The sequence below is a fragment of the Devosia sp. P2_G7 genome (genome assembly GCF_056403495.1).
The window spans coordinates 47,950-68,897 of record NZ_JBFUFI010000016.1; the positions used below are offsets into that span (position 1 = coordinate 47,950).

Genomic DNA, 20,948 nt, shown 5'->3' on the forward strand with positions numbered 1-20,948 from the left:
GGAGAAGGCAGTCAGCCTCACCAAGCCCAAACGACAAAGGCCCCGGATCGCTCCGGGGCCCTCTCAATTCTAGTGTCTGAACTCAGCTGGCAAGCAGCGGCAGCGGGTCCACCGGTGTGGCGCCCTTGCGCAGTTCGAAGTGCAGCTGGGACTTCGACACCGAGCCGGTCTTGCCGGCGGTGCCGATATTGTCGCCGCGGTTCACCACGGTACCCTTGGCGACGTTCATATCCTTGAGGTGGGCATAGGCCGAGACATAGCCATTGGGGTGGCGGATCAGCACGAGGTTGCCATAGCCCTCGACACCGGAGCCGGCGTAGATCACTTGGCCGTTCTCGGCGGCCCGCACGGCCGCGCCTTCCGGCGCCTCAATGTTGATGCCGGTGCCCTTGGAATTGGCGAAGTCGGTGATGACGCGGCCCGAGATCGGCCAGCGGAACTTGTCGGCGCCGGAGAGCACGGGCTCGGTCTTGGGCTGCTGCAGTGGCTGGGCTTCGGCAACCGACGGGGCGGCAGCGGCGGGAGCAAGCGGCTTGACCGTCGCCAGCGGCATTTTCGCCTCGGGCTCGATGGATGCAACAGTGACCGGCTTGGGCGCGGCCAGATCGGACGGCGGCGCGCCGAGCGTCTGCGGCTTGGTGCCCTTGGGGCCGAGCGCCGCGAGGTTCGAAGCCTTGCCCGGGATAACGATCTTCTGGCCGACATAAATCTTGTCCGGCGAAGAGAAGCCGTTGGCCTGGATGATCGCCTGGGCCGTTACGTTGTAGCGGCGTGCGACGGTGTAGAGGCTTTCACCGCTTTCGATCACGTGGACGTAAGCGTCCGAGGGGACAGAGACGAGGGTGTTCGAAGCCGGGGCGGACGCCAGAGTGGTAGTGGCCGGAACCGGGCTCAGGGGCTGGGCAGCGGGCATCATCTGATTGCTTCCGTTGGCTGATGAAGTGAGCACAGGCAAGTCTTCGGTCGATACTGAGCCAAGCGGCTGGCTACCCATGGGCTGGCTGCCCATGTTGTTGGAGCCGACCAGCGCAGGACCGGAACCGCCGCCAATGTTTTCTGGAGGAACGAGCGTCTTGGGCATGGCCTGCGCCGTGTTCATCGGCGCGGCGGAGTTGACCGAGCCGGTCGTCGTCCGGTCGAAGCCGAGGCCACCAAGCGAGCTACACCCCGAGAGCGCCGTGGCACCTGCGAACAGGCCCACAATCGCGGCGGTTCTAAACGTCTTACCGGTCACGCGGTTACTCATCAGTCCACTCTACGCAGGTACTCAATGGACTTGAGATTAGGGCGTTAAGGTAAAGAGTGATTTAAACGCGACGCAAATTGCTCAAATCGCCGATCACGAGATTCAGGAGTCGGTAGGGTTAAGGGACCCTGCACCTGAACAACGCTTCAGAACGCCTTCATGTACGGACAAACGAGCGGCGGCGACATGGCAGCTCCCCTGCCCCATCTCCCGCGTCGACGGTGCGCGATCCGCCCCACAACTTGGCGAGACCTTCGAGGCTCCGGGGCCCGCCGGCCGCTTATCCCCGCGCGCGCCGACGGTGTCACAATGGCCGTATCGACGTCAGAGGGGAGGGAGAAATGCACAAGGACTTGCAAGGGTACGAATTGAACGAAACCAGTTCATTTCGTTCAATTCTGGACTTCAGAGCGCCAAGGCGCCGTCCAGCTGGCCAACCATCTCGTAATGCGTGTGCTGCAGCATCAGCGGGGTCACCGTGATGGCGTTGCCGTGCATGGCGAGCCGGAAGTCGTGCTCTTCGTCGAGCGGCTTGGGCGTCTCGGGGATCGCGATGAAGAACTTCCCGGCGTTGTCGCTGGGGTAGTAGGCCATGGGTGAGCGGGCGAAGCGCTGGAACGGCACGACGCGGATGCCGGCCACGTCTTCGGGCGCGCAGAACGGGATGTTGACGTTGAAATAGGCGTCGCGGCTTTTCACCGAGCCCATCAGCTGGCTGACCACGCGCGCCGCATACTGGCGCGAGTTGGTCCAGTCGACGTCGGTGCCGCGCTCATAGTCGACGCCCTGGCTAATGCCGATGCCGAGCGCACCGTGCAGCGCCCCTTCGCGGGCGCCCGCGACCGTGCCGGAGCAGTTGAGGATATCGCCGAGGTTCTGGCCGTTGTTGATGCCGGACAGCACCAGCCCTGGCTTCAGGTCCTTGCAGATATGGGTCATGCCGGCAACCACGCAGTCGGCCGGAGAGCCGCCGACGATGGCGTACACCCGCTCCTCACGCCGATCGACCCCAAGTTCGCGCCCGAAGGTGAAGCGATGCGAGGCACCGGATTGGTTGCCATCGGGCGCCACCACCCAGACGTCATCGCTGATCGTCAGCGCAATCTCGCGCATCACCGCGATGCCCGGGGCGTCCACGCCGTCATCGTTGGTGATGAGGATTCTCACACGGTTCTCACTCAAGATTTCGCGCCGATCGACTTCAGGCCCTTCATGTACGGCTGGAGCACGTCGGGGATGGCGATCGAGCCATCTTCCTGCTGATAGTTTTCCATCACGGCGATCAGAGCCCGGCCGACGGCGACACCCGAGCCGTTTAGCGTATGAACATGACGGATCTTGCCGTCCTTGCCCTTCACTCGCGCACCCATCCGGCGCGCCTGGAAATCCCCGCACACCGACACCGACGAGATCTCGCGGTAGGTGTCCTGCCCCGGCAGCCAGGCCTCGAGATCGTAGGTCTTTTGAGCGCCGAAGCCCATATCGCCGGTCGAGAGCATCATCACGCGGTAGTGGATGCCCAACTGCTTCAGCACATCCTCGGCGTCCGACAGCATCTTCTCGTGCTCTTCGCCCGAGGTCTCCGGCGTGGTGATCGCCACCATCTCGACCTTGTTGAACTGATGCTGCCGCAGCATGCCGCGGGTGTCACGGCCCGCCGAACCGGCCTCGGACCTGAAGCACGGGGTGAGTGCCGTGAGGCGCAGCGGCAGTTCGTCCTCCGACAGGATGCTGTCGCGCACGAAGTTGGTGAGCGGCACCTCGGCGGTCGGGATCAGGGCCAGCCGACCGTCGCCATGCGGGGTGAAGAACAAGTCGTCGGCGAACTTCGGCAGCTGGTTGGTGCCGTAGAGAGCATCATCCTTCACCAGCAGCGGCGGCTGGACTTCGGTGTAGCCGTGCTCATCCACATGCAGGTCGAGCATGAACTGCCCGATCGAGCGCTCCAGGCGGGCGAGATGGCTCTTGAGGACCACGAAGCGGCTGCCGCTGATCTTGGCGGCGACTTCGAAGTCCATCTGGCCCATGGCCTCGCCGGTTTCGAAGTGCTCCTTCGGCTTGTAGCTAAAGCTGGGCTTTGCCGGACGCGCCTTGGCGGCGGTGGCGGGAGAGCCGTTTAGGCCAAAGTACTCTTTGTTGTCAGCCTCGTCGGCACCGCGGGGCACTTCTTCGAGCGGGATGTTGGGGATGACGAGCAGCGCGTTGCGGAGCCCCTCTTCCGCGTCCCTGCGGGCGGCTTCGCCGGTCTGGATCGCGTCCTTGAGCGAGGCGACCTCGGCCATCAACTCGTTGGCCTTGGCCTCGTCCTTCTGCGCCTTGGCCTGGCCGATCAGCTTCGACATGGCGTTGCGCTTCGCCTGCGCTTCCTCGACGGCGAGGATCGCGGCGCGGCGGGACTCGTCCATGGCGATCAGCTCGGAGGCCTTGAACGGCACGTTCTTGCGCTCGGCGAGCGCAGCATCGAACGCGGCGGGATTGGCTTTGATCCAGTTGATATCGAGCATGGGAAGACCTGCGGCGGGAGAAGGGCTCTGCTTTACCGGATTGGGGTGCCAGCGCAAGTCCCTGCCGGGACCGCGCCCCCATCGGCAGCGCCCTACTCGGACTTCTCGACGTCGGTACCTTCGGCGCCCTCGGCGGCCAGAGCGGCGGCACGGCGTTTCTCGATCCAGCGGACGGAAAGGATGGAGATTTCGTAGAGCAGGTACATCGGCAGCGCGAGGCCGATCTGCGAGATCGGATCGGGCGGCGTGATGAAGGCGGCGAACACCAGGATGCCGACGATGGCGTACTTCCGACCCTTCTTGAGCGTACCGCTCGAGATCAGATCGATCTGTGCGAGCAGCGTCAGGATCACCGGCAACTGGAAGCACACACCGAACGCGAGGATCAGCGTCATCGCGAGGCCGAGGTACTCGCTGACCTGCACGAGCATCTCGATGTCCTGGGTCTGCATCGAGAGGAAGAAGCGCATCGCCATAGGCAGCACGGCGAAATAGACCAGCAGCCCGCCCATGAAGAAGAAGACCGGCGTCGCGACCAGGTATGGCAGGAAGGCGCGCCGCTCCTTCTTGTAGAGCCCTGGCGCGACAAAGCCGTAAACCTCGATCGCGAGGTACGGGAAACCCACGAAAATGGCGGCGAAGAACGCAACGTTGAGCTGGGTGAAGAACAGCTCCTGCGGTGCGGTGTAGATTAGCCGGAAGTCATCCGGAATTACCGACTGCGCGCCATGCGGAATCACCGCGAGGTAGGCCGCGCGATACGGCTCGATCAGAACCTCGAGGATGGTCTGCGAGAAAAAGAAGAAGACAATGAGCAGGCCGAAGATGACCAGCAGCGAGCGGATCAGGCGCTTGCGCAGTTCGACGAGATGATCAAGCAGCGGCGCTTCGCTACCGGCGAGTTCGTCCTCATCGGTCTTGGGCGCGTCTTTGGGCGCTGCTAGCTTGGTCTGTTCGGCCATGGTCACGGCTTCTTGGCGGCAACAGCCGGCTTCTTGGTGGCGGGCTTGGTCGCAGGCTTCTCAGCAGCGGCAGGCTTGGCCACCGCCTTAGCCGCAGGTTTGGCAGCGGTCTTGGCAGCAGGCTTGGCCGCGACGCTTTGAGCCTTCGTCACCGGAGCAGCGGCTTTGACGGTGGCCTTCTTTGCAGGCGCTGACTTCACCGGAGCGATGGCCTCGACGGGTGCGGGCGAGTCGATTGGCTTCGCGGCCTTGCGCGCAGCCTTCTTAGCCGGGGCGATGTCGGCGGTGGCGACCTTGCTCTCCGTCGGCGCCTTGACGCGCGGGGCGCGGGCGGCCTTGACCGGGGTCTTGGCGACTACGGCGGGAGGGGCGATCGGGGTCATGACTGGGCTAGCGGCGGGTGCAGTGATGCCGGCTGCAGCCTTGATCTCGTCGACGACGCTCTCGACCTTGGGGTCGGCCGGCTTGATGACGCCCGAGGGCTTTACCTCACCGGTTGCCGTCGTCGCGTTGAATTCCTTGCGGATCGCGTCGGCCGTGGCCTTCAGCGGCTGCGTCACCGACTGGCGAAGATTGGCGATCTCGTTGAGACCAGTGGTCTTGTTCAGCTCACGCTGAAAATCGGCGCCCATGCGCCGGATAGTGCCGGCGAACTTGCCGACCCTGTGCATGAGAGCGGGAAGCTCTTTGGGACCGATGACGATCAGGGCCACGACCCCGATCACAAGCATTTCGGTCCAGCCGACGCCGAGCATATGGTTGGCTCCTGGGAGCGGCCGTCAGACGATCAGGCGTCCTTGGCCTTCTCGGTCTCGCGGGCAGGTTCGACCGTGGTCGAAGCGTCGATCTGCGCAGCAGGCTTCTGCTCTTCGTCGCGCATGCCCTTCTGGAAGGACTTGATGCCGGAGGCGACTTCGCCCATCAGCCCGGCGATCTTGCCGCGTCCGAACAGCAGGATCACCACGATGGCGACGACGATGATGCCCCAAATCCCTGGCGCGTGCATGGATGGTCTCCGAAAGAATGCTCTACGCTTACACTAGCGCAGAGAAATAGGTTCAATCCTTGGCGAACACAAGGACGTGTTCCGGGTTGAGGGTCAGGAATACGTCCGAACCCACGACAAGGTTACGATCGGCGCGGCGGCGGATCTGGATGGGGCGGTCGAGACCGGTGACGCTGACCTCGCAGAGGTCGATGCCGATGGCGTCGCGCTTGGCCAGGACACGCCCCGGAATCCCGGGGCCTTCCGTCGCCACGTCGAGGGAGCCGATGGGCCGGATGGCCACCGTCACGGCAGTGCCATCGGCATGCTTTGGGGCCGGGACCGGACCGAGCGGCGTCTCCACCCTGCCAGACTGCACCCGTGCCTCGATCTCGCTCAGCGGCGAAAAGAAGCGGGCGGCGTTCAAGTCGACCGGGCGATTGTAGATTGCGGAGGCGGTATCGATCTGCGCCAGCTTGCCGTGGCGGAGCAGCGCGATGCGATCGCCGAGCAACATCGCCTCCTCGGGATCGTGCGTGACGATGATGGTGGTGGCATGAGTCTCGCGCAGCACGGCGAGGGTCTCGCTGCGTACCGTCTCGCGCAGGCGCGCATCGAGGCTCGAGAACGGCTCGTCCAGCATCAGGATGCCCGGCCGCGGGGCAATCGAGCGAGCGAGCGCCAGGCGCTGCTGCTGGCCGCCAGACAGGCGATGGGGATAGTCCGCCTCGCGGTCATCAAGGCCAACGCGCTTCAGAGCCTGCCGGGCCTGGTTCAGAGCTGCAACGCGGCCGAGCTTGCGCAACCCGAAGGTGACGTTCTGCAGCAGCGTCAGGTGCGGGAACAGCGCAAAGTCCTGGAACATCAGGCCGATGCCGCGCCGATCGGGCTTGGCATGGACGCCGGGGCCGGAGACGATCTGGTCGTTGATCTTCACCGTGCCGCCGTCGATCCGCTGGATGCCGGCGGCGACGCGGAGGATGGTGGATTTGCCTGAGCCGCTCTCGCCGAGCAGGCAGACGATCTCGCCTGGCACCAAAGCCAGCGAGAAGTTTTGCAGCACCGGCCGGCCGCCGAGGGTGACATCCACGGCGTCGAAACGAAGTGCCGCGGCGAAGGCGACGCCGGCAGTGCCGCGCGGGCCCCAGTCTTCTAGTTCCGGGCTGTCGGTCATTGAACGCCGTCGCTCTCGCCCCGGTCGTCGGGCTCCAACGGGTCCTCGTCGTCGCGCAGCGGCCCATCGAAGGGCAGCGGCACCTGGAAGGCGGGCGGCAGGCGGCTCGACAGCAGGCCGGAGCCCTTCAGTTCCTCGAGGCCAGGCAGATCGCCGAGGCTTTCGAGGCCAAAGTGATCGAGGAAGGCCTCGGTAGTGCCATAGGTGACGGGACGGCCCGGCGTGCGCCGGCGGCCGCGCATGCGCACCCAGCCGGTCTGCATCAGCACATCGAAGGTGCCGCCGCCACTGGCGACGCCCCGCACTTCCTCGACCTCGGCCCGAGTGGCGGGCTGGTGATAGGCGATGATGGCGAGGGTTTCCAGCGCCGCGCGGGAAAGCTGGCGGCTTTCGGTCTCTTCGCGGCGGAGCAGGAATGACAAGTCGTCTGCGGTGCGGAAAGCCCATTTGTCGCCGCGGCGGACCAGTTGCACGCCATGGCCGATATAGCGCTGCGCCAACCTCTCAAGCAGGACCGGCACGTCGGCACCGTCACCGAGATATGGCGCTATGTCGGCTGGAGACAGCGGTTCGGCGGAGGCGAACAGGATCGCTTCGAGCACCCTGAGGTTGCGCTCGGCGATCTCGCCATGTTCGTCGAACTGGTCGTCCGGCGCTTCGTCGGTCATTCAGGCTTCTTTCCATCGACCTTGCGGCGCATGAACAGCGGGCCGAAGGTCAGGGTCTGGCGCAGTTCTATTTGCCCCTGCCGGGCAAGTTCAAGGCTTGAGGCAAAGCTCGAGGCTGTGGCGGTCTTCCTCTGCTCGGGATTGCTCAGGTACTGGTCCAGATAGGCGTCGAGCGGCACCCAGTCCATGCTTTCGCCGATCAGCCGCGTCAATATCTCGCGCGCTTCCTGTAGCGACCAGACGCTGCGCTCGAACAGGTGGTAATCCTGCGGCACGTTGCGCTCGCGACCGGTGGCGTAGGCCTTCAACAGCTCGTAGAGCGAGGCTTCCCAGAGGTTGCGGCGCTCCACCAGCACCGGCTCAGGCTGACCGCGCGCATGCACTTGCCGGCCGAGGCGCGGGCGGTTGATCAACTGCATAGCGGACTTCCGCATCGCCTCCAGCCGCTTCAGGCGGAACTGCAGCAGCGCCGCCATCATCTCGCCGGAGGGTTCGTCGTCGCTGGGCGCCTGCGGCACCATCAGGCGGCTCTTGAGGTAGGCGAGCCAGGCAGCCATCACGAGATAGTCGGCGGCGATTTCGATGCGCTTCTCGCGCACCGTCTCGATGAAGCTCAGATACTGTTCGGCGAGCGCCAGGATCGAGATATGGGAAAGGTCGACCTTCTGCCGGCGGGCGAGGTCGAGCAGCAGGTCGAGCGGGCCTTCGTAGCCGACGACGTCGACATACATCACTTCGTCGCGCGGCGCGTCCGGCGTCGCGAACCAGTCCGTGGATGTGTCGCTCATGAAGTCGCCTGCCCGCTCAGCTCGTGCGAGCTTGGTCCCGAACCGAGACGGGCGTCAAGGAATTGCGGGTGCCGATCAACCGCCGATCGGCACGCAATCCACGCCATTTGCCTTGAGGCTGGCGCAGGTCTGGGTGGCTTCCTGGAACGAATCCACCGGCAGCACGACGCGATACCACGTGCCCTTGGCACCAAGGTTGACCTGGCGCACTGCCAAGCTGCGCCCTGCCAAGAGACCCGCGAGGCGGTTCTGGGTGGTGCGGAGCGACGATTGCGCGTCGCCCTCGGTGGGCTGCGAGCTGAGCTGCACGTAAGGGCCGCTGCCGCTTGCCGCGGGTGCAGGGGCCCGCGCCGCGGGGGCCTCAACGCCCAGATCCACTGCCTGGGTCGGTTCGACCGCCGCTACGGTTTGATTGGAACCGCCGCCCAGAACCGAGCGATCCGCCGGGCGCGCGACCGGAACCGGAGCAACGATGCTCGGATCGATCGTGGGCGCCGGCCCTGTCTCGGCGAGGGCCGAAAGCTGGGTAGCGTCGGCCGCCGGTTCGGGATCAGTGGTGATGGCTGCACCGATCGGATCGGCGGCAGCATCGGGAACAGCGGCGAGAAGCTCGGACGGCTGCACGTCGGCACCGGGCAGATCGGGCACGGCTGGCCGGTCGACCGGCAGTTCCTCGTTGCCGGCGACGGCTTCGTCACCCGAGACGATGGTGCCGTCCGGGCGGACCGTCACGGTGCGAACCTTGCGGTTGGCGAGTTCGCTTTCACTGGCGGCATCGTCGCCTTCACCAACGGTGCGGGCCACGTCCGCAACGCTGGTCTCGGCGCTGTCGTCACGCGAGACGAGTTGCTCGTCGGCGGGATTTTCGGTGCCATCAAGCTCGTTGAATACCACCGAGCCCTGCTGAGTCGGGGAGCTTGCGGCGGGAGGTGGTGTTTCCTTGACTGGCGTGGCGTCGGCCTGCAGCACCGGCGCATCGGCATCGGTGCCGCGGCCCATGCCGAGCACCCAGTAGAGGCCGAAGCCCGCGGCAAGCAGGAGCGTGCCGGCGACGGCCATGCCGACATACTGGCGCATACCGCTGGAACGGCGCTCGGGCTTGGACTTGGGGCGCTTGTAGGGGCTCTGCTCGGCCGCCATGCCGTCGATACGACCGACTTCCGCACCGCTGGCTGCCGCCGCGGCAAGAATGGCGGCTTCGGCCGACGGAACCTGCGGCTCGGTATCCTTGAGCGCAGCCCGGCGCGGCGCAAAACCGGTGGTGAGCGGCGGGACGACCGGAGCGGCCTGGGGTGCCGGAGCGGGCGCCGGCATAGCCGGCCGATCGCTGGTCAGCTCGACGCGGACCGCTTCGCCGATCAGGCTCTCGATCTCATCCATCGGGTCGCGCTCAGCAGGCGGCTGGGGCGGCCGAGAGGCTTGCACCTTGCTGGTCGGCCCGAAGACCGGCGCGACGCCGAAGCGATCTTCCGCGCGGGGTGTCGGCGGGGCCGGCTGCGGTGCAACAGGGGCACGGAACTGGACGCTGCTGGCAGGCGCACTGCCGGCCGGACGCGGCGCAGGAACGGCACCCGGTAGCGGAAAGCTGCGCGGCGCAGGCTGCGCCGGGGCGGGACGATGCTCGACCTCGGCCTCTGCAGACCCTTCGGCCTCGGCGGAATCAAGTTCCATCGCGATCAGGTCGGCGATCGGATCGACCGACGAGGCCGCGGGAGCGGCAGGGGGCGCCGCAGGCTTGGGCTGCGGGCGGGCATCGGGCGGAGCGATGGGCGCCGGAGGCGCGGAACCGAAGCCGAAATCGAAATCGAAGCTGTCGTCCGGCGAAGACGCCTTGGCGGCGGCCACCATGGGAGGCGCCGGAACCGGAGCCACGACAGGCTGGGGCGCCGGACGTGGAGCGGAGAAGGTGGGCTCCGTGCGGGGCGCCGGGGCCTTCACTTCAGGCTCGACAGCGACGGGCTTCAGGTCGGCTTCGAGTTCGGCCATGGGGTCGGCGAGCGGCGCTTCGACCAAAGGGCGAGCTTCCGCGGCGGGACGCATGACCGGTGGAGTTTCGACGGCAACCGGACGCACCGGCACCGGGGTCTCGATGGCGGCGGGACGAACCGAAACCGGCGGCTTGGGAATCTCGCGATCCTGCCAGTTGGACATCGGCTCGGGCTTGAAGGTGGTGGACGCAGCAGGCAGCGTGCCGAAATCGAACGATGCGGCAGGCTTGGTCTCACTCTGGGGCGCAGGGGCCGTCACCGCCGGAGCGGGGGCAGCGGCGACCGGCTGATCCATGCCGGGTATGCGCAGCACACCGGGCGCAATCGGAGCGGGACGATCGGACGGAGGCGGCACGGGTGCACTTGTGGCCTGAACCGAGGGGGCGGCGGGTGCGTCCATTCCCGGGATGCGCACCAGCGGAGCCGGCCCCTGCCCTTCAGGCCTGGGCGTCTCGTTGAGGGTGACGAGCTTGGGCGCTGGCTTGGCCTCGGGCTCGGCGCCCTGGGCGTTGTTCGCCATAAGTTTGGCGAGCTCGGCGATCAGGTCGTCGGATTTATCCTGGCCATCAGGCATCTGCTGCGGTCTCGCTGTCATTGAAAGCAGCGCCCCCTAAACTAGTGGTCTCGGTGCTCGCCCTGACCCCCGCCGAGCAAGCCGGCCACTCTAGCAACCAATGCGCCGGAATTATGAAAGCTCCTCCGGGGCACTAACACCAAGCAGGGTCAAGCCGTTAACGAGCACCTGACGCACAGCACCGACAAGGGCGAGTCGGGCTGAGGTCAGCATTGAATCATCGGCGTTAACAAAACGTAAGGCAACATCTTGATTGCCCTTCGCCCAGAAGCCGTGGAACGCCGCCGCAAGTTCATAGAGGTAGAACGCTACACGGTGCGGCTCATGTGCACTTGCGGCCGAAGCAACGATGCGTGGCCACTGCGCCAGGGCCTTGATCAGCTCAAGATCAGCCTCGGAAGAAAGCAGCGAAATATCGGCTTTCGACAGCGCCTGGGCAGAAGCGTCGAGGGCCGGCATCTCATCGGCGACCTTGCGGAACACCGAGTACGTCCGGGCGTGAGCGTACTGGACGTAGAACACCGGGTTGTCGCGGGTCTGTTCCTTGACGACGGCGAAATCGAAATCCATCGCCGCATCGTTCCGCCGGTAGAGCAGCATGAAGCGGGTGGCGTCGGAGCCGACTTCCTCGACCACGTCGGAGAGCAGGACGAGGTCGCCGGAACGCTTCGACATCTTGAACGGCTCGCCGTTCTTCATCAGCCGGACCAGCTGGCAGATGCGCACGTCGATATCGGCTTCGCCATGCGAGACGGCCTTCACGGCCGCCTTCAGCCGCGAGACGTAGCCTGAGTGATCGGCGCCCAGCACGTTGACCATGTGGTTGAAGCCGCGCAGGTACTTGTTCCGATGGTAGGCGATATCAGCGGCGAAGTAGGTGTAGGCGCCGTTCGACTTGACCAGCGGGCGATCGACGTCGTCGCCATAGTTAGTGGCGCGGAACAGCGTCTGCTCGCGATCTTCCCAGTCCTCGGGGGTCTTGCCCTTGGGCGGCTCGAGCCGGCCCTGGTAGATCATGTCCTCGGCCCGCAGCCAATCGAGGGTGGTGTCGATGTCGCCACCCTGCCCGTGCAGCTGGCGCTCCGAGAAGAACACGTCGTGGTGGATGTTGAGCTGGGCGAGGTCGGCCCGGATGAGGTCCATCATCGCGGCAAGGACGCGATCCTTGGCGATCGCCAGCGCCTCGGGTTCCGGCTTCTGCAGCAGCGCATCGCCGAACTCGGTCTTCAGCGCCTGCCCGACCGGGATTAGGTAATCGCCGGGATAGAAACCGGATGGGATGTCGATGGTTTCGCCGAGCGCCTCGCGGTAGCGGAGCATAGTGGACTTGGCCAGGGTATCGATCTGGCTGCCGGCGTCGTTGATGTAGTACTCGCGGGTCACGTCGAAGCCGGAATAGGCCATCAGCGAGGCCAGTGCGTCGCCGAACACGGCGCCGCGTGTATGGCCGACATGCATCGGGCCGGTCGGGTTGGCCGAGACGTATTCGACGTTGACCCGCTCGCCGCCGCCGACATTGGAGCGGCCGAAGTCGCCGCCCTGCGTGGCGATCGACTTCAGCACGTCGTGCCAGACCGGGGTCGCGAGCCGGAAGTTGATGAAGCCGGGGCCGGCGACCTCCACCGAAGTCACATCCTTGTCGGCCTTGAAGTGCTCGGCGAGCGCCGTCGCCACGTCGCGCGGGTTCTTGCCGAGCGGCTTTGCCACCACCATTGCGGCGTTGGTCGAGAGGTCGCCATGCGCGGCATCTCGCGGGGGCTCGACCACGATGCGCGACAAGGCTTCCTCGGTGATCGAGGGATAGAGCCCCGTTAGGGCGTCAGCGACACGGGTGGCAAACAACGCGAAGACGTTCATGGCAGTACCTTTGGAAGGGACTGAGCCCCTACCCTATGTGGCTTTGACCGTCAAACCGGCGGGCATGCTGCTCGAGCGCGTAAGGGTCAGTCATGCCGGCGATGAAGTCGGCAACGATGCGAGCACGAGCGGCGCGATCCGGCGCGTGACGGGCTGCCTCGCCCCAGCGGCCGGGCATGTCGCCGGTAACGAGGTAGTGGTCGAACAGCATAGAGACCACGGTCTGGCTGTGGCGGACCGGGCCCATCACCTCGTCGCTGCGATAGACGCGTTCGAACAGGAAGCGCTTCAGCGCCTGCTCGGCCGCCGCTACCGGCGGCGAGAAACGGATCAGCGTCCGCCCGGCGTTGCGGACGTCGTCGGCCGACTGCGGCGCTACCTCGGCAATGGCGCGGCCGCTCTCGGCGATGACGTCCTCGATCTGCACGGTGATGAGCCGACGCTGTACCTCGTGCGCCTGCCGGCTGCGCTCGATATCCGGCCAGCGCTCCAGCACTTCGCGGACCAGCGGGCCGACCAGTGGCACGTCCACAAGGTCCGGCAGCCGGATCAGGCCGGCGCGCAGCGCATCATCGATATCGTGCGAGTTGTAGGCGATGTCGTCGGCGATGGCGGCGGCCTGGGCCTCGAGGCTCGCATGGCTCCAGGTCATCAGGTCGGCACTGGCCGGGATGTCATTGAGCCCCTGCGGCAGCGGTTTGCCGGCGTGCAGCGCGCGGCCGTCGCGGTTGGTGAGCGGGCCGTTGTGCTTGAGGATGCCCTCGAGCGCCTCCCAGCTGAGGTTCAGCCCGTCATGCTCGGCGTAGCGGTTCTCGAGCCGGGTGACGACCCGGATCGCCTGCATGTTGTGATCGAACCCGCCCCATTCGGCCATCTTGTCGTCGAGCACGCGCTCGCCGGCGTGGCCGAACGGGGTGTGGCCGAGATCGTGCGCCAGTGCCACGGCCTCGGCGAGATCCTCGTCCAGCGCCAGGGCCCGGGCGATGGAGCGGGCCATCTGGCTGACCTCCAGCGTGTGGGTCAGGCGGGTGCGGTAATGCAGGCCCTCGTGGTGCAGGAACACCTGCGTCTTGTGCTGCAGGCGGCGGAAGGCGGCGGAGTGGACGATACGGTCGCGATCGCGCTGGAATTCCGAGCGCGTCGGGCTGGCGCTGGGCGCGAAAAGCCGGCCGCGGCTCTGCGAGGGATCGGAGGCATAGGCGGCGCGTTCACCCATAATGCGGCCAAGACCCTTTTCATCGTCGCCTAACGATATTAGATTTAGCCTCCAGCGCTGCCCTCGATGGGCGGCCGAAAGGTACCTGATGTCCGAAGCTGCTCTAGCACCGAACAATGTCATTTTGACAGACCGCGCCGCCAAGAAGATCGGCCGCATCCTCGCCAAGCAAGGCGAGGGCACGGTGCTGCGCATCGCAGTGGCGGGTGGTGGCTGTTCCGGCTTCCAGTACGAGTACAAGCTGGTGAAGGAAACGCCGGCGAACGACGACCTGGTGCTAGCCAAGGATAGCGCCACAGTGCTGATCGATTCCTTGAGCCTCGAGTTCATGGGCGGCGCCGAGATCGACTATGTCGACGATCTGATCGGCCAGAGCTTCCAGATCAAGAACCCGAATGCTGTCGCCGGCTGCGGCTGCGGTACGAGCTTCGCTGTCGCCTGATCCCACTCGCCTGAACCATTGTCGGCCTTGCCTCGATAGCTTCGGCTCGCTAGCGTCCGCCCGGATTTGGGAGGCGGACTGTGGATTTGGCTGCACGAGTCGACGCGGTGGTCGGTCGCGCGATCGATGAAAAACGCATCGTCGGCGCAGTTGTCCTCGTCGGCAAGCATGGCGAGCTCCTTTACGAAGGTGCCCATGGCCTGGCCGATCGCGAGGCCGGGCGGCCGATGGTCCCCGACGCGATCTTCAGGCTGTCCTCGCTCACCAAGCCGATCGTCGCCGCAACGATCCTCGCATTGGTCGACGCGGGGAAGCTCGGGCTCGACTCCGCGATCACCGACTACCTTCCCGAGTTTCGCCCGCGCCTGCCCGATGGCGCCGCGCCGACCATCACCATCCGGCAGTTGCTCACGCACACGTCCGGCCTCTCCACCGCTTCGATCCTCACGCCAGAGGAACAGGCTGCGGCCGTGAATCGCTGGCGCCTCGGCGACGACGCGATCATCGCGCGGATCGGTGCACTGCCGCTGCTTTTCGCGCCCGGGACTGGCTGGACTTACGGGCCCTCCATCGACGTCCTCGGCCACGTGGCCGGGCGGCTTGTCGGCGGACGGCTCGAAGACGCCATCGGCCGGTACGTCACCGGGCCGCTGGGCATGAACGACACCGGCTTCAGCGTCCCCGAGCTCTCCCGGCTCGCAGCCCCATATGCCGATGGGGCTGATGGCCCCGACCGGATGGTGTCGGTACACACCATCCCTACTCCCTGGGGCAGCGCCGTAACCTACGATCCGGATCGGATCTTCGATAGTGCGGCCTTTCAGTCGGGCGGTGGCGGAGCGGCCGGCAGCGGCCCTGATTTCATGCGGTTGCTGGAAGCACTGCGTGTCGGCGGTGGGTCGATCCTGCGGCCCGAAACGGTGGCGCTCGGCCTTGCCAATCAGACCCCACAATTGAGTCAGGCCGGATCGCCGGGTTGGCAGTTCTCCCTGTTCGGCGCCTGGCTCGACGATCCGGTCGCGGCGGGCTCGCCGGCGCCGCGCGGCACAGTGCGCTGGGGCGGCATCTACGGGCATAACTGGTTCATCGACCCCAGTGCGGGGCTGTCGGTCGTTTCCATGAGCAATACCGGGCTCGAGGGATCGGACGGCAAGTTCCGCGACGACATATTGCAGGCCGTGTACGCCTAGGTAGCGATCCCTGAGCGTCGAACGGACGTTGGAATTGGGCGAAGGCCCGCGTGAGACCGGAGTAGGCAAATGGACTTGGCTGGGCGGATCGACGCTGTTGTCGACGGCGCAATCGCGAATGAGAAGATCGTCGGATCGGTGACGCTGGTAAAGCGGCACGGCGAGTTGGTCTACGCACGGGCGGCGGGCTGGTTTGACCGGGAGGCCAGGGTGCCGATGCGGCGCGACGCGATCTTCCGGCTGGCCTCGGTGACCAAGCCGATCGTCGCGGCGACGGCACTGGCAATGATCGAGCGCCGGCTGATCGGGCTCGACAACGCAGTCAGCGATCACCTCCCCTACTTCCGGCCGAAGCTGAAGGACGGCGGCGAGGCGCGCATCCTGATCCGGCACCTGCTGAGCCATTCCTCGGGGTTGGGCTATGGCTTCAGCAACCCGGCAATTACCACGGGGCTGCAGCAGACCGAACTCGACCACGAGGCCAACCTGACGCTGATTGCGCAGGAGCCGCTGCTGTTCGAGCCGGGCACCGGCTGGGAGTATGGCGTCAATATCGACGTGCTGGGCGCCATCGTCGCCAAGATCCACGGCGGCACACTGGGTGAGGCAGTGGAGCACTACATCGTCGGGCCACTCGGGATGAAGGACACCGGGTTCTCCGTCGGCGACCAGAGCCGGCTGGCAGTGCCCTATGCGGATGGCCCGCCGGGACTGCGACGGATGGGCGACCCGGATGTGCTGATTAATCCGCTGGGCGAACGGACGGACTTTTCGCCCTCGCGCATTTTCAACAGGAAGGCATTTCAATCCGGCGGCGCCGGCATGGTCGGCTCGGCCGATGACCTGATGACCTTCTTCGAGACCATCCGCGCCGGCGGCGGCGATGTGCTGCGGACCGAAACCGTCGAGATGGCGGCGCAGAACCAGATCGGCGACCTGCCGCGCCGGCCGCAGGATGCGGGCCAGCGCTTCGGCTTCCTGTCGGCGATCGTCGACGATCCGGTCGCGGCAAACAGCCCGGTGGCGCGAGGTACGCTGCGCTGGGGCGGGGTCTACGGCCACGAGTGGACGGTCGATCCGGCCAGCGGCATCACCATCCTGTCGATGACCAATACGCCCTATGAGGGCTGCAGCGGCCAGTACCGGTTCGACATCCGCGACGCGGTTTACGGCAGGACGGGCGGCCAGTAGGCTGCTCCGCGCAACTGGAGTCGGCCGCATGCGCATCGCCACCTGGAACATCAACGGCGTCAAAGCCCGGCAGGGACTGCTGCTCAAGTGGCTGGAGGATGTCTCGCCCGACATCGTGTGCCTGCAGGAGATCAAGTCGGTCGATGATGCGTTCCCGCGCATGGAGATCGAGGCCCTCGGCTACAATGTCGAGACGCACGGCCAGAAGAGCTGGAACGGCGTCGCGATCCTGTCCAAGCATAAGTTCGACGAAGTGACGCGGGGATTACCCGGTGACGATAGCGACGAGCAATCGCGGCTGATCGAGGGAGTATTCTCGGTCGAAGGCGGTGTGGTGCGGGTGTGCGGCATCTACCTGCCGAACGGAAATCCGGTGGGCACCGACAAGTTCACCTACAAGCTGAGCTGGATGGACCGGCTGCACACGTTCGTCGAGGGTAGGCTGGCTTTGGAAGAGCCGTTCATATTGCTAGGCGATTACAACATCATCCCGGCGGCTGTGGATGCGAAGAATCCGAAGCAGTGGGTGGGGGACGCGCTGTTCAGGCCGGAGAGCGCCGAGAAGTGGCGGGCGCTGCTGAACCTGGGGCTCACCGATGCGGTACGGGCGGTGACCGATGAGCCGTCCTACACGTTCTGGGACTTCAAGACTTTCGGGTGGGATCGCGATGACGGGATACGGATCGACCACCTGCTGCTGTCACCACAGGCGGCGGATCGGCTCAACGACGTGATCGTGCACCGGGAAGTGCGCGGCATGGACAAGCCGAGCGACCACGTGCCGGTCGAGGGTGATTTCGCGTTCTAGCGGATATTGCCGGCCGTGTTCTTGGCTTTCAGCACATTGCTGGCGTCGGCCACCTGAACGGTGTCGTCGCGATCGAGGAAATGCGCGATCGAGGCCGTTGCGATGCGGGCCTGGTCCGAGACGTCGTTGACGAACCCGCGGACATCCTTGGGGAGCGTGATGACGACGATGAGAGCGAGAATGATCGGCAGGCGCATGATGGAAATCCAACGGGAGAATGGCCCGATGGTTGCACCAGTGCGGCTGAATTGATCCTGAACGCGGCTGTCAGAGTCCGCCGAAGCGGGTGCCGAGCGAATCGGCGAGTTCGACGGCTTGCTTGCGCTGCTCGGGGGTAGCTACGGACATCGCGTTGGTGAGCAGGTCGTGGATCCAGCCGTCGTCGGCGGTCCCGGCGGCACGGCGCGAGGCGACGGTGAGCCACATCAGGCCTTCGATCGGATCGGCTTCGATCCCCTGCCCGTTGAACAGCATGCTGCCAAGCTTGGCCTGGGCCCCGGCATGGCCCTTGCGGGCCGCGAGGTTGAGCCAGCGGGCGCTCTGGAGCGGGCTGTCGCCGAGTTCGGCGTCATCGAGATAGAGTTCGCCCACCTTGTACTGCGCATCGGCGTCGCCGAAGTAGGACGCGGCGTGCATGATCAGCTTGTTGGAATAGGCTTCGTTCTTGGGAATACCGGCTTCCGGCAGGCCGGTGCGATAGTACTCGCCGATCTTGAGGAACGACTGCGCGACGATATCGGCCTCGACGCCCTTGGGGGCGGTATCGGCGTGCTCGTCGGCGATCTGGCTGAAATAGCCGAAGGCCTTGACCGGGTCCTTGGCGACGCCCTCGCCGCTCTCGTACATCAGGCCGAGCTGGAACAAAGCCATCGGCTGGCCCGCGAGCGCCGCATCCTCCAGCGCAGCGACCAGGTCGGCGCTAGAGATGCCGCCGCCGGCGCCATCGAGCTGGTTGGCCATGGCGAGCGCCGCATCGGCAGCCGTCTCCGGCGCAGCCGGCATGGACGGCAGCACGCCGCTCACCTGAGCGGCGGCCGGGGTGACTACGCCCGCAATCGCGAGCGCAGCCCAAAACGCAACGGAGACAAGGGCTCCTGCCCTAAATGTCCGCATACTGCTCCTTCTCGCCCTTGGCGCCGGGGTTGGTCAGCGCGCCGTAACGCGCCGGTCCCACCAGCTGGGCATACTTCCAGATTGCGCCCGAGCCATACTCGGTCTCGCGCGGGGCCCAGCTCTTCGAGCGCCGGGCAAACTCTTCGTCGGACACGTTGACCGAAATCTCGCCGGTCGTGGCGTCGAGGGTGATGATGTCGCCGTCCTGAATGTGGGCGATCGGGCCGCCGATGGCAGCTTCGGGGCCGACATGGCCGATGCAGAAGCCGCGGGTGGCACCCGAGAAGCGGCCGTCGGTGATGAGCGCAACCTTGTCGCCCATGCCCTGGCCGTAGAGCGCAGCCGTGGTCGACAGCATCTCGCGCATGCCGGGGCCGCCCTTGGGGCCTTCGTAGCGGATGACGAGCACGTCGCCTTCCTTGTAGGTCCGCTTCTCAACCGCCTCGAAGCACGCCTCTTCGTTGTCGAATACGCGCGCCGGGCCGACGAAACGCAAGTTCTTGAGGCCAGCAACCTTAACGATGGCGCCGTCTGGTGCCAGATTGCCACGCAGCGCCACGACACCGCCGGTGGGCGAGATCGGGTTCGAGGTCGAGCGGATGACGTCCTGCTCGGTGTTGAACTTCACCTTCTCGAGGTTCTCGGCGACGGTCTTGCCGGTGACGGTCATGCAGTCGCCGTGGAGAAAACCGCCCTCGAGCAGCGCCTTCATCACCAGCGGGATGCCGCCGGCCTCGAACAGGTCCTTGGCGACATACTTCCCACCCGGCTTCAAGTCGCCGATATACGGGGTCTTCTTGAAGATCTCGCCGACGTCGAACAGGTCGAAGTCGATGCCCGCCTCATGCGCCATCGCCGGCAGGTGCAGCGCAGCATTGGTCGAGCCACCAGTGGCGGCGACGGTCATCGCGGCGTTCTCGAACGCCTTGCGGGTAACGATGTCGCGCGGGCGGAGCTGCACTTTGAGCAGCTCCATCACCTGCTCGCCGGCCTTGGCGCAGAGCGCGTCACGGATTTCGTAAGGCGCCGGGGCGCCACAGCTATAGGGCAGCGCGAGGCCGATGGCTTCGGCCACCATGGCCATGGTGTTGGCCGTGTACTGGCCGCCGCAGGAGCCGGCCGACGGGCAGGCAACGCGCTCGAGCTCGTCGAGAGTCTCGTCGTCCATCTTGCCGACCGAGTGGAGGCCGACGGCCTCGAACAGGTCCTGCACGACGACATCGCGGCCGCGGAAGCGGCCCGGGAGGATGGAGCCGCCATAGATGAAGATCGACGGCACGTTGAGGCGGATCATCGCCATCATCATGCCGGGCAGCGACTTGTCGCAGCCTGCCATCGCAACCAGCGCGTCATAGGAATGGCCGCGCATGGTGAGCTCGACCGAGTCGGCGATGACGTCGCGGGAGGCCAGCGAGGACTTCATGCCGGCATGGCCCATGGCGATGCCGTCGGTGACGGTGATGGTGGTGAATTCGCGCGGGGTGCCGTGATTGGCGGCAACGCCCTTCTTGACGGCCTGCGCCTGGCGGCCGAGCGAAATATTGCAGGGAGCCGCCTCGTTCCACGCCGTCGCCACGCCGATGAGCGGCTGGTGGATCTGCTCGCTGGTCAAGCCCATGGCGTAGAGATAGGACCGGTGCGGAGCGCGCTCCGGGCCTTCGGTCACATGCCTGCTGGGAAGACGCGATTTGTCGACGTAGTTCGATGTCATTTCTTCGTCCTGCTTGTCCGGCCGGTGTTGTCCGGCGCCCCTCAGAAGGCGCCGTTTATGGGGTTCGGCCTGACAAGGCACAAGGGCGGGAAGCGCACGAATGGTTCGGTGTGAAAGCTAATGGCTTCCACATTCGTGCAGCCCGTCCGAGTTTTGTCCTCTGCTTCTTTTAGGGTCACATTGTGGCGGGGTTCCTCAGCAAAACGTTGATCCCGATGCGCGGTGAACGGGATTCAAAGTTGCTGTTGCAAAAACGTCACGCGCGATTCATCCGGCGTTCAGGAAGCAGGCATGATGAGGCCTCCGACCGGCCCGCGCCGTCGGTTTTGGAGCAGACGAAGCGGGACCGGCGAGGCGTTTGCCCCGTAGCGGCAGTCCGCAGATGAATGAGGCTCACGCCTCGCCGGCCGGCCGGGGTTTTGGGCCTATGCCACCAGTGCCGGGGCGCATCCCCTGCCGCATCGCGGGAACGATGGCAGCTCGGTCGGCGGCCGGAATGCCAGCACCGCGTTTCCTTGCTCCCGCCCGGCT

19 protein-coding genes are annotated in these 20,948 nt (G+C 65.8%); 4 read left to right on the forward strand and 15 right to left on the reverse strand.

All coding sequences use genetic code 11. The annotated features are described in order from the left end of the window. Positions 1-82 precede the first annotated feature (82 nt). From AC1DWU_RS21365 to AC1DWU_RS21420, 12 genes are all read right to left on the reverse strand, one after another. Positions 83-1,246 carry a peptidoglycan DD-metalloendopeptidase family protein gene (locus AC1DWU_RS21365; protein ID WP_477152030.1) on the reverse strand — a complete coding sequence of 388 codons (1,164 nt, stop codon included), beginning with the start codon at positions 1,244-1,246 and terminating at the stop codon, positions 83-85. A 405-nt stretch (positions 1,247-1,651) separates the two neighbouring features. Then, on the reverse strand, positions 1,652-2,413 hold the full coding sequence (gene surE / locus AC1DWU_RS21370; RefSeq protein ID WP_477152031.1) for a 5'/3'-nucleotidase SurE: 762 nt from the start codon (positions 2,411-2,413) through the stop codon (positions 1,652-1,654). 11 nt (positions 2,414-2,424) lie between these two features. After that, positions 2,425-3,750, reverse strand: coding sequence for a serine--tRNA ligase (gene serS, locus AC1DWU_RS21375; RefSeq protein WP_477152032.1), 1,326 nt, complete (start codon positions 3,748-3,750; stop codon positions 2,425-2,427). Positions 3,751-3,842: 92 nt separating this feature from the next. Continuing rightward, complete coding sequence (gene tatC, locus AC1DWU_RS21380) at positions 3,843-4,712, reverse strand: twin-arginine translocase subunit TatC (protein WP_477152033.1); 870 nt, start codon at positions 4,710-4,712, stop codon at positions 3,843-3,845. Positions 4,713-4,714: 2 nt separating this feature from the next. Further along, on the reverse strand, positions 4,715-5,467 hold the full coding sequence (gene tatB / locus AC1DWU_RS21385; RefSeq protein ID WP_477152034.1) for a Sec-independent protein translocase protein TatB: 753 nt from the start codon (positions 5,465-5,467) through the stop codon (positions 4,715-4,717). Between the two features lie 32 nt (positions 5,468-5,499). Beyond that, the gene (gene tatA / locus AC1DWU_RS21390; protein WP_055048811.1) at positions 5,500-5,718 is read right to left on the reverse strand and encodes a twin-arginine translocase TatA/TatE family subunit; all 219 of its coding nucleotides are present in this window, start codon (positions 5,716-5,718) and stop codon (positions 5,500-5,502) included. Positions 5,719-5,770: 52 nt separating this feature from the next. Next, positions 5,771-6,871, reverse strand: a complete 1,101-nt coding sequence (locus AC1DWU_RS21395; RefSeq protein ID WP_477152035.1) for an ABC transporter ATP-binding protein — start codon at positions 6,869-6,871, stop codon at positions 5,771-5,773. Continuing rightward, positions 6,868-7,539, reverse strand: a complete 672-nt coding sequence (gene scpB / locus AC1DWU_RS21400) for an SMC-Scp complex subunit ScpB (RefSeq protein ID WP_477152036.1) — start codon at positions 7,537-7,539, stop codon at positions 6,868-6,870. The genes AC1DWU_RS21395 and scpB overlap by 4 nt, the downstream gene beginning before the upstream one ends. Continuing rightward, positions 7,536-8,327 (reverse strand): segregation and condensation protein A, encoded by a 792-nt coding sequence (locus AC1DWU_RS21405; RefSeq protein WP_477152037.1) that lies wholly within the window; start codon positions 8,325-8,327, stop codon positions 7,536-7,538. Before AC1DWU_RS21405 ends, scpB begins: the two co-directional genes overlap by 4 nt. 75 nt (positions 8,328-8,402) lie before the next feature. After that, positions 8,403-10,910 carry an SPOR domain-containing protein gene (locus AC1DWU_RS21410; protein WP_477152038.1) on the reverse strand — a complete coding sequence of 836 codons (2,508 nt, stop codon included), beginning with the start codon at positions 10,908-10,910 and terminating at the stop codon, positions 8,403-8,405. A 90-nt stretch (positions 10,911-11,000) separates the two neighbouring features. Beyond that, a complete protein-coding gene (gene argS / locus AC1DWU_RS21415; RefSeq protein WP_477152039.1) occupies positions 11,001-12,746 on the reverse strand; it encodes an arginine--tRNA ligase in 1,746 nt (581 codons plus the stop codon). A 28-nt stretch (positions 12,747-12,774) separates the two neighbouring features. Beyond that, positions 12,775-14,001: a deoxyguanosinetriphosphate triphosphohydrolase gene (locus AC1DWU_RS21420; protein WP_477152048.1), complete on the reverse strand. Its 1,227-nt coding sequence runs from the start codon at positions 13,999-14,001 to the stop codon at positions 12,775-12,777. A gap of 49 nt (positions 14,002-14,050) precedes the next feature. Here AC1DWU_RS21420 and AC1DWU_RS21425 point away from each other — a divergent pair, with 49 nt between their 5' ends. The 4 genes from AC1DWU_RS21425 to xth all read left to right on the forward strand — a co-directional run bounded on the left by AC1DWU_RS21425 (position 14,051) and on the right by xth (position 17,593). Continuing rightward, on the forward strand, positions 14,051-14,404 hold the full coding sequence (locus tag AC1DWU_RS21425) for a HesB/IscA family protein (RefSeq protein ID WP_477152040.1): 354 nt from the start codon (positions 14,051-14,053) through the stop codon (positions 14,402-14,404). Positions 14,405-14,484: 80 nt separating this feature from the next. Continuing rightward, positions 14,485-15,594 (forward strand): serine hydrolase domain-containing protein, encoded by a 1,110-nt coding sequence (locus AC1DWU_RS21430; protein ID WP_477152041.1) that lies wholly within the window; start codon positions 14,485-14,487, stop codon positions 15,592-15,594. 69 nt (positions 15,595-15,663) lie between these two features. Further along, on the forward strand, positions 15,664-16,785 hold the full coding sequence (locus AC1DWU_RS21435) for a serine hydrolase domain-containing protein (protein ID WP_477152042.1): 1,122 nt from the start codon (positions 15,664-15,666) through the stop codon (positions 16,783-16,785). Between the two features lie 28 nt (positions 16,786-16,813). Next, complete coding sequence (gene xth, locus AC1DWU_RS21440; protein ID WP_477152043.1) at positions 16,814-17,593, forward strand: exodeoxyribonuclease III; 780 nt, start codon at positions 16,814-16,816, stop codon at positions 17,591-17,593. Here xth and AC1DWU_RS21445 read toward each other — a convergent pair. From AC1DWU_RS21445 to ilvD, 3 genes are all read right to left on the reverse strand, one after another. Then, positions 17,590-17,790: a hypothetical protein gene (locus AC1DWU_RS21445; protein WP_477152044.1), complete on the reverse strand. Its 201-nt coding sequence runs from the start codon at positions 17,788-17,790 to the stop codon at positions 17,590-17,592. The genes xth and AC1DWU_RS21445 overlap by 4 nt on opposite strands. Before the next feature lie 70 nt (positions 17,791-17,860). Beyond that, positions 17,861-18,607 (reverse strand): tetratricopeptide repeat protein, encoded by a 747-nt coding sequence (locus AC1DWU_RS21450; RefSeq protein WP_477152045.1) that lies wholly within the window; start codon positions 18,605-18,607, stop codon positions 17,861-17,863. 85 nt (positions 18,608-18,692) lie between these two features. Beyond that, positions 18,693-20,417, reverse strand: coding sequence for a dihydroxy-acid dehydratase (gene ilvD, locus AC1DWU_RS21455; protein WP_477152046.1), 1,725 nt, complete (start codon positions 20,415-20,417; stop codon positions 18,693-18,695). Positions 20,418-20,948 lie beyond the last annotated feature (531 nt).